This window comes from Mycolicibacterium xanthum, from assembly GCF_019710635.1.
GTDB lineage: Bacteria > Actinomycetota > Actinomycetes > Mycobacteriales > Mycobacteriaceae > Mycobacterium > Mycobacterium xanthum.
The window spans coordinates 1-10,404 of record NZ_JAIFZS010000109.1; the positions used below are offsets into that span (position 1 = coordinate 1).

At 62.3% G+C, this 10,404-nt stretch carries 9 protein-coding genes and 2 pseudogenes; 6 read left to right on the top strand and 5 right to left on the bottom strand.

Features of this window, described 5'->3' with window-relative positions:
• The first annotated feature begins 496 nt into the window (after window positions 1-496).
• From JDV09_RS26060 to JDV09_RS26070, 3 genes are all read left to right on the top strand, one after another.
• Window positions 497-931 (top strand): hypothetical protein, encoded by a 435-nt coding sequence (locus JDV09_RS26060; protein ID WP_221372025.1) that lies wholly within the window; start codon window positions 497-499, stop codon window positions 929-931.
• Between the two features lie 603 nt (window positions 932-1,534).
• A complete protein-coding gene (locus tag JDV09_RS26065; RefSeq protein WP_221372026.1) occupies window positions 1,535-2,083 on the top strand; it encodes a recombinase family protein in 549 nt (182 codons plus the stop codon).
• Between the two features lie 332 nt (window positions 2,084-2,415).
• A complete protein-coding gene (locus tag JDV09_RS26070; protein ID WP_221372027.1) occupies window positions 2,416-2,583 on the top strand; it encodes a hypothetical protein in 168 nt (55 codons plus the stop codon).
• Between the two features lie 18 nt (window positions 2,584-2,601).
• On the opposite strand, the gene JDV09_RS26075 is transcribed toward JDV09_RS26070, so the two are convergent.
• From JDV09_RS26075 to JDV09_RS26085, 3 genes are all read right to left on the bottom strand, one after another.
• Complete coding sequence (locus JDV09_RS26075; RefSeq protein WP_221372028.1) at window positions 2,602-4,095, bottom strand: bifunctional DNA primase/polymerase; 1,494 nt, start codon at window positions 4,093-4,095, stop codon at window positions 2,602-2,604.
• 248 nt (window positions 4,096-4,343) lie between these two features.
• Window positions 4,344-6,023, bottom strand: a complete 1,680-nt coding sequence (locus JDV09_RS26080; RefSeq protein WP_221372029.1) for a recombinase family protein — start codon at window positions 6,021-6,023, stop codon at window positions 4,344-4,346.
• A gap of 351 nt (window positions 6,024-6,374) precedes the next feature.
• Window positions 6,375-7,319 (bottom strand): DUF1214 domain-containing protein, encoded by a 945-nt coding sequence (locus tag JDV09_RS26085; protein ID WP_221372030.1) that lies wholly within the window; start codon window positions 7,317-7,319, stop codon window positions 6,375-6,377.
• A gap of 372 nt (window positions 7,320-7,691) precedes the next feature.
• On the opposite strand from JDV09_RS26085, the gene JDV09_RS26090 reads away from it, so the two are divergent.
• The 3 genes from JDV09_RS26090 to JDV09_RS26100 are packed head-to-tail and all read left to right on the top strand — an operon-like array spanning window position 7,692 to window position 9,624.
• A complete protein-coding gene (locus JDV09_RS26090) occupies window positions 7,692-8,297 on the top strand; it encodes a haloacid dehalogenase-like hydrolase (protein WP_221372031.1) in 606 nt (201 codons plus the stop codon).
• 30 nt (window positions 8,298-8,327) lie between these two features.
• Complete coding sequence (locus JDV09_RS26095) at window positions 8,328-8,615, top strand: hypothetical protein (RefSeq protein ID WP_221372032.1); 288 nt, start codon at window positions 8,328-8,330, stop codon at window positions 8,613-8,615.
• A complete protein-coding gene (locus JDV09_RS26100; protein WP_221372033.1) occupies window positions 8,608-9,624 on the top strand; it encodes a metallophosphoesterase family protein in 1,017 nt (338 codons plus the stop codon). The genes JDV09_RS26095 and JDV09_RS26100 overlap by 8 nt, the downstream gene beginning before the upstream one ends.
• A 281-nt stretch (window positions 9,625-9,905) precedes the next feature.
• Here JDV09_RS26100 and JDV09_RS26105 read toward each other — a convergent pair.
• A pseudogene (locus tag JDV09_RS26105) lies at window positions 9,906-10,007 on the bottom strand (HhH-GPD-type base excision DNA repair protein); the annotation flags it as partial.
• 235 nt (window positions 10,008-10,242) lie between these two features.
• Window positions 10,243-10,404 (bottom strand): annotated as a pseudogene (locus JDV09_RS26110) (IS5 family transposase); the annotation flags it as partial.

Here is a 10,404-nt window from a genome sequence, read left to right on the forward strand (position 1 = left end):
GGCTCACCCTGTGGCGCAACATCATCGGCCACAGCCCACCGGCGATCGCCACCACCTGACCACCCGCCGAAAGGCCCGACCGCAGCACACAAGGAAAAGCTGGACAGACCAGCAGATACCCCCTGCTCACCACCGGCAAGTGCTCACCAAAGCTACCCCAGCCTCAGCTATAACAGCTCATCGGTGGATCGAGGCTAAGACACGGTCGTCGGGAAGCTCGGGACCCCTGTCGGTCGCCTCAACAACGAACTTCGACGGATCGGATCTCGGCATGTAAGCACATAGGACCACGCTCACCGACAAAGGCGAGTCGGCACCGTAATTGATCGGCACACCGGCAAGCTCGGCTGAGAGGCTTTCAGGCCACATGTGCCATGTCTGGCATCGAAGGATTGCGTCCCACTTGGTGGGCCCCAATTGGCCTTCGTCCCTCACACGTGAATCGTACGGATGTCAGCGTCGCGACGGGTGTCGCGGCTGTGTAGCTTGTTCAGCCATGCGGACCTGGTTGGCGTTGCCGATGATTGCCTTAGTCACTGCGGTTGGCGGATGTTCCTCTCCTGAACCGTCCCCAGTAAGCACAGTCGTCAGCACGTCACCTGTGCCCACTGTTGCGGCGAACTCCAAGGAGGCACTGGAGTCCGCTGCACACAAACTCGACGTACTGGCGTCGCAAGGGAAAGCAGCAGAAGCGTATGAGTTCTATTCGCAGCGGTGCAAGAACATCATCGGCGATCTCGATAGTTACAAGATTTTCCTCGAATCCTGGCTTGAAGGGCGCAACCCCCAGTACTCCGGCGTAACCGTAAAGGTCAACGGATCCTCTGGCCAGGTCGTCTCGGTCGACAACGACCCGAAAGCACCGGCAAGCACCATGAACCCGCGTACCTGGACCTTCATCGACGGTCGGTGGCAGTTCGACAACTGCTGACCGGAGTCGCGGAGCCGCAGAGCCAGATGCGATAGGCCAGCGCGACCAGATCAAAGCACTCGGTAGCCCTATAGTAGTAGAAATAACTGTGACTGACGGTAACGGTAAAAGTCCAAAAACCCGTACAGAATAGCTCGACCGCATAACCGACCGGTCAGAGTGGGGACATGGGGGTAAACCCCCTGGGGCCATCCCGTGTGACTAAGGCGGCCACGCTGAAGGCCAGCCTTGCTCCCGGCCCCGTCAGGTGGACGTAGCCCAGGACGACGTCGGCAACCGTGCCCATCCCAGCCAGGTCTGCACTGCCTAAACCGCGGAGGGCGGCGCTCTCACAGCCCGCAACCCCAGGGAGGGGCACCCGCCTCCCCCGGGAAGGGTGAACCTGGCTCAGCCTTCTGGACGGCACAGCCTCCACAGCACGCCGCAAAGGCCCCCAGCTGCCTCGCTGGCGGACAAATGTCCATCTAGGGTACGCCTTTAATGGGCAGGGCCTCTTCGTGCCTTAGGTGTCAAATTAGAGTGCATGTCCGATTGATTGACACGTGTCTGCCAGATTCTCAAACTCTAACTTGACAGTTCTGCGTCAAGGCGAAGGGGATGGAGATGAGTCAGCGCGTCGGATACCAACGAGTCAGCACGGTCGACCAGAACACTGATCGTCAGCTCGACGGGGTCGAGCTGGACAAGGTATTCACCGACAAGGCCAGCGGCAAGGACACCCAGCGGCCTCAATTGGCCGCATGCCTGGAGTACGTACGCGAGGGCGACACCTTGGTCGTCCACTCCATGGACCGTCTCGCACGCAACCTCGAAGACCTTCTTCGACTCGTTCGCGAACTCACCGGCCAGGGCGTCAAGGTCGAGTTCGTCAAGGAGAACCTGACCTTTGCCGGCGATGACTCTGCGATGAATACGCTGCTGCTCTCGATGCTGGGAGCAGTGGCAGCTTTCGAACGGTCGATGATCCTCGAACGCCAACGCGAGGGAATCGTACTTGCGAAGGCGGCCGGCAAGTACAAGGGCCGGAAAGCGGCCCTGACTGCTGGGCAGGCCAATGAGCTTCGCGCTCGACTAGCGGCGGGCGAATCCGTGACAGCACTCGCCAGGGATTTCGGGATCAGCAGGCAGACCGTCTATAACTATGCAGCGTGAACTCGACGTAGATTTTGAGACCCGCCGCTCTTGCCATTGCGTTGGCGTTGTGTGTCGCCTGCGGCGCACCCGAGCAAAAGGAAACCGAGAGCAGCGGAACATCGCCCGCGGACACAACCACCGCCGAAGCGGTGCAGCCTCAACAAGCGACTGCCCAGAGCGTCGCCGTTTCGATCGAAGCGACGATCCCAGAGGTAACAGAACTCATCGAGACTACCGAGGACAACGACCCGAATAATCTGATCGGCAGGCCAAACGGCTATATCGCAGCCAGCGTCCTGGTGGACTCCCGACTGCCAAGGTGAACGGACTTGGGCGTTGACTGTGGAGCGATGATCGAGCAATGGCCGGACCAGGTGTCGGCGCAAAGGCGCGCCGACCACATCCAGTCGATGCGGCGAGAAATGCCGATGCTTGGTCAAGAATGGGACACGGTCAACGGCGGCCTGCTACTACGGGTAGCCGGCGAATTGAAACCATCTGAGGCCGACGCCTACTAAACAGCCTTTTCTGGGTGACTACAGCATGCCGACCTGGCGCATGAGTTCCTCATCCTCATCACGGCGGCGTCGGGAATCGTCTGCTGCTTTGGCGGCCGCAACTGCGTCCCCGCGCGGCCGGGCACGTTCATCGCGGATACGTTCCTGTAGATACACCCAACGCAGGAGGCCGCCCCGCTCCTTCGAGAGCTGGTCTGCGACTGCCACAGCGTCCGGCGCGATGTAGTGGTCCAGCCCGTCCCGGATCACCAGATTGGCTTCCACCAACGCCGCCAGCGCATCGCGCGCTGCGTCGATCCCCATGCCACCCGCCTTAGCAAGTGGTGTTGCACGGCGGATTCCAAAACCAACCAGATCAAACACCTGGGAGCACCGGCCCCCTAGGCCGTCGCTCAACCAGACATCATCCAATAAGGGAATCCCTAGGGGGATTCCCTTACTAATGACTGTGGTCATTTCCCCGACTATTGGGGCGTACTCCGATGTGCCGTCGTCGGCCCTTCGGGTGACGAACAACCGTCCAGAACTCACCAGTCGGGCAACCGATTTGCCGGCCGTTTTCGGCTCCATCCCGGCCCACAGGGCTAGATCTCGGATACTGGCGGGTGCCGACATCGCCCCCCTAGCCGAGCATGCCTCGATGATCGCCAGCATCACCTTGCGGTCGCTGGCACCGATCCTGCCGGGCCATCTCCCGAACCGTGCTTGATGATCTGCGATCGCCAGCGCGTCCACCACATACGGGGACGGCTTCGCCACCGTTCGTGTCGGCGTCACGCCCTCGTACTTCCACAGCGTCGACTTCAGCGCCGACTCCAACCAGTCGTGATCGTCACCGGTGTAGGCCCACCGGAGCATGTCAGCGCCCTCTTCACCCTTGAGGCCAATCACCAACGGAGCGACCTTGATGTAGATCTCGTTCCGCTCGCCCGCCCAGGCGTCTGCGAACTCGGCTACCAGGTGTTCCACCAGACCATCGTCGTCGGCATCACCTGGTGCTTGATCCACGAACTCCCGACGGGCCTGGGCCACCGCTGCGATCAACGCCAGCGGGGCCGGAGCCGGTTCGATGTCGGCAATCAACTCGTACCGTCGCTCTGTCCCGTCATCGAGTTCTACCTCGCTGCCGGGCAACAACACCGAATGGGGCACGTCGATGCCAGTGCCAAGGCCGCGGTTGGTCGCGACCTTGACGTCATTAGGAATCGTGAAAATCAAGTGGACACCCGGCCCGTCAGGGTGCGGGGTGACCGTACTGACGGTCCTAGTGTCGGGAAGACCGGGGAACCGCTGGCGGAGCAGGTCTATCGACCCGCCGTTCTTCGGATCGATGTCCACCACGAGCAAACCTCCTGTGCCGTTGACCAGCTTCGCGTTCCGGCGAAGCTTGCCCACGTTCCGCTTGGTGTCCTCCGACGTCCACCCCGAGCACCCGCCCCGGGTGTTCTTCGTCTTGCCCCACCCGGGAACGACGACGCACTTCCGGTCCAAGTAGAAGCGGAGGTACTTCATCGGTGGCATACGGAACCTCTCATCGTCTGGTCAGGGTATCCGCAGTTGGTCGTGGGGGTTCGGCACCGCCATCGAGACGAGTGTGCGGAACCCGCCGCCGGTCCCTCAGGTGACAGCTTCGACGTACCGTTCACCCGATCAGGCCACACCTCAACAAGTGCAGAGCGTGCATCTGATGGCTTTTGCATCGGCAGCGGACGTTCAAGTCTCCGTCAGCCGGACGCTAACAACCACGTACACCGACCTAGTCAAGGTCTGTGGCGGTCGCGAAGCTGAGACAGGTAGTGCTCGCGGTGCTCGTCGTCCATCCAAGTCGGAGCTAGCAGGGTCTGAGACCTGTCGAAGTAGCTCCGCTCCCCCTTGCGGCACTGTACGTAGATCAAGCCCGCGTCTAGGTAGAGCTGCCGTCGGTCCCCCGTGTCGGCAGCTCTCCACGCCTCGGCTTTTGTCTGGCCGGTATCTTCGGTTACCCAGCCAGCCGCTCGGCTCGGCATCGCTGCGAGCCGGTCACGCTTGGCTACCTGAGCCTTCATCCGCTCCAGCCACTGCCGTTCATCATCCGGCGTAGTCAACAGCCCTGCGTCGGACTCCATTCGCAATCTTTCAATAGTTGCGCTGGCTTGCTCCAGCTCGGCGCTGTGGTCCTCGCCTGGCACGAACACCCGTCGAGTCATCGGCTCATCGCCTCGGAACCAGCCGAACTCATGCGCCAGTTGGAAATCCACGTCATCGGCTCGTGCGCTGACTCCGTTGCAGTTCAACGGGGTTCTACCGCAGCGGTAGGTACGCCACTCCCCCATTTCACCGCTGGCGAGGGCCTTTCGGGTGATCTGCTGAGCCAGCGACGACCCGCAGATCGAGCCGTCCAAGCGTTCTCCACAAGCAGGGCAGCCGGTACACCCGCAGACCGCCACGCCGAGCACAGGATTAACCGTCTTGCTCGGGGTCCGCTGCCCGATCTTGCGGAGCTGTGCAGCCTGCTGTATCTGCGTCCACGTATCAGCATCGAACGTCGGAGGGCCGAGCCTTATCGGCTCCCCTTCGGCGTCGAGTACGACCGTTGCCGCCTTACCCCGGCCAGTCATCTTGAGCCCTTGCGTCCTCGGAGAGGTAAGCCCGTCTATCACGACGTTGACCGTCCACGGTCGAGCCTTCGCCGGCTTGCCCTTCGCTACCCGAGCGCGGTCCATGTTCGTTAGGGCTGCGCCATCCCGGCACTCGCAGCCTTCGACATGCTTGCGGCCACAGCGAGGGTCGGCATAGGCCTCGTTCAACCACGCCGCTATGCGAATGAAGCTCCAGCCGTCCAACAGACGGCGAGACATCGACCGCAACAGCGCCTTTCCGACCTCGTCGGTGGTGAGCCCCTTGCCCTTGCCGCTGGGGTGGGGAACCACCTTGAAGCCGAGCGGAGGCACGCCCGAGGCCCACCGGTCCATCTGCCGCAACGCGCGGTGGCTGTCTTGCGCTCTGGTCTTGAACCTGTTCAGCTCCAGTTGGGCGAAGAACGAGCCGAGGTATACGAACAGCTCGGCCATCATCGCGTCAATGCCCTTGGCGGCTCTCGGCCTGTAGTTGAGAGTGAGCCCGTCGTCGGCGAACGCTACGACCTTGTGGCGCTCTTCAGCCCAGCGGGCGAAGTCCACACAGTGACGGGTAGACCTGAACGCGCGGTCCATCTTCGACCAGACGATTACGTCCCACTCGGCCGCTCCCTCATCGGTGAGCCACGGCCCGAGGTCTGGCCGGTCCTCTGGCCGCTTCTCGGCTGAGACGCCGAGGTCCTCGAACGTCCCAACAACCTCGTAGCCCTTGTCCTTGGCCCACTTCGTAGCGGTCTCTAGCTGCGCCAGGTGTGAGACCTTCTGCGGTCCTTGGACCACTGAGACGCGAGCCCCGACGAGCGCGCGTAGAGCTTGCTTCGGCATAGTTGTAATCGTATCGCCACTTGCTGATCGAGCAGCATGCCGACCAGCAGAGCCAAGGGGCTCTGCGACAGGAGTTCGTCAGCTTCCGGCTCCTGAGCCAGGCAGAGCTTCGCGGTCATGAATGGAGCCTACGTGCCAACCTCGGCAGGGCGAGTCACAGTGGGCGAGCTACTCGCCTGAAGACTCTCGACGTCGGTATGGCGACTGTCGAGTACTCGATTGTTGGTATTTACACCATGGTCGTGGGCGCGTAGGTGGGCACCATCCGCGACAGGTCCCGGCGCCGCCAACACGGTGGCCCTGCCTGGAGCCGTGTCATGGCACCCCGCTCGTTGCAACCAGTTGCGGGGATCACCCGACCAGCTCCGGCTCGGGCGCGACCCAGCGACCTTCGAGGACCTCGGGCCGTGGCCGGTAGAGCCGGATGACGTAGTTCCAGCCATCCATGATGTAGAGGTGGTTCCGGTACCCTTCGGGTTCCGGGGCCATGTCCACGGTGACCGAGCCGTCCTCGTCGGGGATGGCGGTCACGTTGTTGACGCTCCAGGATGCGTACTCGTTGGGCTCCAGGAAGCCGTCCCGGTTGTAGATGGTCAGCGACCAGAAGCCGTCGGCGGGAACGTCCCGGAAGGTGATGCGGTGGTGCCCGACGGGCTGCGGCGTTGCCTTCACCAGGTAGAAGGCCTCGGACTCGGGCAGACCACCCCAGCCGTAGGCCGTGCCGATCAAGTGCCGGACCGGGTCGACCTCGTGGGCCGCCCCGAACGTGCGGGCTGAATCGGGCATCGACTGGCCGAGTTGCAGCAGGGTTGCCCGAGTGGCGTCGAGGCTGGCCCCGTCGTAGTCGGGGTGGGTGTACGGCGTCGAGGCGGCGGCGTCGAGGGTAAGACGGTCTTGGAGGTCGTTGACGGCCACCACGTCAGCGGGGTCGTCGGGATCGACGAAGGTGCGCACCGCCACGTAGACGAAGGGCGTGCCGTACTCATCGATGGTCAGCTCGTGGACCCCGGGCTCGTGCAGCACCTGGTTGACGAAATGGTCCTCGTTGACCACCATCGCCGACAGGTAGCGGTCACCGATGTCGGGGATCGTCAGCGTCGCGCCTTTGCTGATGTCGGCGATCACAGTGCTGTAGAGGGTGTCGCGGTTCATTCGGATCACCGACTGTCGGTCGATCGGGGTCGGCCCGCGCAGGTGGACCCATCGGTTGGCCCCGCCCGACTGCGCCAGCATCCCGTCGAACATCCGGGCGGTCTCTGCCCGAACGAAGTTATCGACGTTCACTATCTCTCCCATCAGAACCCTTCCTGTGGCGCTTGAAACTGATACGAATCGGATCGGATACCTGCGAGGTTCACACCCTCAGTGCGTCTATGGCCAGGGTCGGAGGTCATCAACTCCCAGCGCTGAGCAGGACCTGGCACGATCAACGCCTCGATCTGGGCGTCATCGACCAGGGCCGGATCTCCGCCACGCGTGACCTCGGCTGAGACGGTGGTCGATCCGATCGAGCACCAACCGAGCCGGCCATCAGGCAAGATGGATGTCGACTGGGCCGCTGAGGCTGTCGGACGTGACAGGAGCGAACGGCACCGGCGGTTTAGGTGGCTCCGATGTTCATGTGCTGGTTACGAAGCACAGTTACGGTCACGGCACGAGGAGGCCTCCATGTCACAGACTGTTGATCGTCTGCCGAGCTGGAACGCCGGAGCAGTCAAAGCGGCGATTGTCGAGTTCATTGAGCGATCCTCCGATGACGCTTCCGCCGACTTCGTCGCACCGGCGGATCGGGTGGCAGCTTTCGACAACGACGGGACCCTGTGGGTCGAACAGCCGATGCCACCGCAGGCACCGTTTCTGCTGAACAAGTTGGTCGGCGTGGTGCGCGACGACCCCTCGCTGGCCGACCGCGAACCGTACCGGTCGATTCTCAACCAGGACTCCGAGTTCCTCGGCGGGGTCGCCCGTCAGGAACCGTGGGCGATCGAACTGTTCCTGCAGGGCATCGGCGAGGCATGGGAAGGCACCTCCCCGGAGGATTACGACGCCGAGGTGTGTGCATTCGTGGCGTCGTACCGCGACGAGAAGTTCGACAAGCGGTGCACCGAGCTGGTGTACCAGCCGATGTTGGAGCTGTTCGACCTGCTGCGCGCCCACCAGTGGCGGATCTTCGTCTGCTCCGGTGGCGGCCGAGACTTCATGCGGGTGATCGCCGAGGACACCTGGGGGATCTTGAAAGAGAACGTGATCGGCTCGGCACCGGAGTGGACCTAGCGCGACGGGCGACTCGTTCGCCCGAATGCGATGCACGGCGAGATCGCCTTGGGTCCGCGCAAGCCGTCGCACCTGTTCTCCCGAACCGGCCGGTTGCCCCGCGTCGCCGCCGGCAACGGTGATGTCGACATCGAGATGCTGGACGTGGCCCAATTCGCCTTGGTGCTCGTGCACGACGATCCCGAGCGAGAACACGCCTACACCGCCGGGGCCGATCGGATCCTCGATGTCGGCGCTCAACGCGGATGGACGATGGCCAGCATCAACAACGACTGGAACGCCGTGTTCGCCGAAGAAAAGGAACAGTACCTTGACTGACAGCACCATGTTCAGCATCGACCCGGACGTCCATCCCTACACCCATCTCGACTTCAAGAACGATCCCGACGAGTTTCACTTCGCGGTACTGGCCGACAATTCAGGAGGTCCTCGTCGAGGCGTTGTTGCTGCCGGGCTTCGCATGTTGAACTTGCTTCATCCCGAGTTCGTCGTCAATCTTGGTGATCTGGTCGAGGGATACACCGCACCAGACGGTACTCCTGCGACCGAAGAGACCTACCGGGAGTGGTGGCGGGAGTTCGACGGATACGTCGAGGTGCTCGAGATGCCGTTCTTCTACCTTCCCGGCAATCACGACCTCAACAACCCGCCGTCGGTGAAGGTGTGGCACGAACGGTTCGGCGGAGAGCGCGAGTACTACCACTTCCGCTATAAGGACACCCTCTTTCTGATGGTCAATACCGAGGATCCGCCCAAAGACACCGACGCCCTGCTCGACAACGATCCGGTCCAGGCGAAGATGCTCGACGACGCCTACAAAGCCGTGAAAGCTGCTGTCGGCGAAGGTGCCAGCGCCGCAAAGCTGCTGGAGCTCACCGAGCCGATCGAGTCGTACTTCGGCACGATCAACATCAGCGACCAACAAGTCGACTACTTCCGTCGAGTTCTCGCTGACAATACGGACGTGCGCTGGGTTTTCGTGATGATGCACGCGCCGGCCTGGTGCAGCGCGACCGGCGAGGAACAAGAAGCCGCGAACTTCGCTCGCATCGAGGAGCTGCTCGCCGACCGCGACTATACGGTGTTTGCCGCCCACACCCACACCTATGACTACACCCAGCGGTTCGGCCGCGACTACATCACCACTGCGATGACCGGTGCGATGAACGTCCCGCGGCGCGGCGCGATCGATCATGTCGTCTGGGTCACCATGACCAGAAACGGCCCAAAGATCGCCAACCTGCTTCTGAACGGCTTTCTCGACAAGCACGGCCCCGTTGAAGGCGACCACACCATCGAGTTCGGAATGTACAGCCCAGACCGATAACAACCGTTGCAGGAACGACGACCGTGAATCCGCATCGATCGTCCCTTCCGCTGTGGGACAACGCCATCGGCTTCATCATCGGCCATTTACGATCTGTGGAATCGATCTCATCGAGCACCAGCTGGACGTCAAATGGCTACTTGTGAGCCGTTCCCGCGCCGTGGACCGTCGCCGATAATGCGGTCAGCCGGACTCATCCACAGAGAACACGCCACCCCCACCCAACATAACTGGACAACCAATGAGGAATGCCTACCCATGGTCAGTCGCAAGTGTATCTACACCTGCTGGTCGAGCAGCATCCCGACCAGCAGCGCCAGAGGATCCTGGGAAAGCAGTGCATCAGCCGCGGGTTCTTGTGCTAGGCACAGATTCACAGTCATGCCGGAAAGCGTACGGGGCATCACGCGTATGCGAAGAAACGCAGCTTCTGGATCGACCCCCAGGGCGACCAGCCAACGGCGACAAGAGGATGAGTCTTTTGAGCCCACACTTGCGTCAACCGAGCTCGGAGGCAACGGGATGTCGACTGTCGAGTATTCCGTTGTACTGTTTTTCACCGCGCCGCGGTTCGCCGGCGGCAACGGCGACGTCGACATCGAGCAAGGGGCTATCGACCTAGGGCGTGTCTCCCGATTGTGGGGTGCCGACGCGGGCATGGATGACGGCGCAGGCCAGCAGAACGCCGCCGAGGTAGGTCAGGGCGTACTTGTCGTAGCGGGTGGCGATGCCGCGCCACTGCTTGAGTCGGTTGAAGCCTCGTTCGACGGTGTTGCGCAA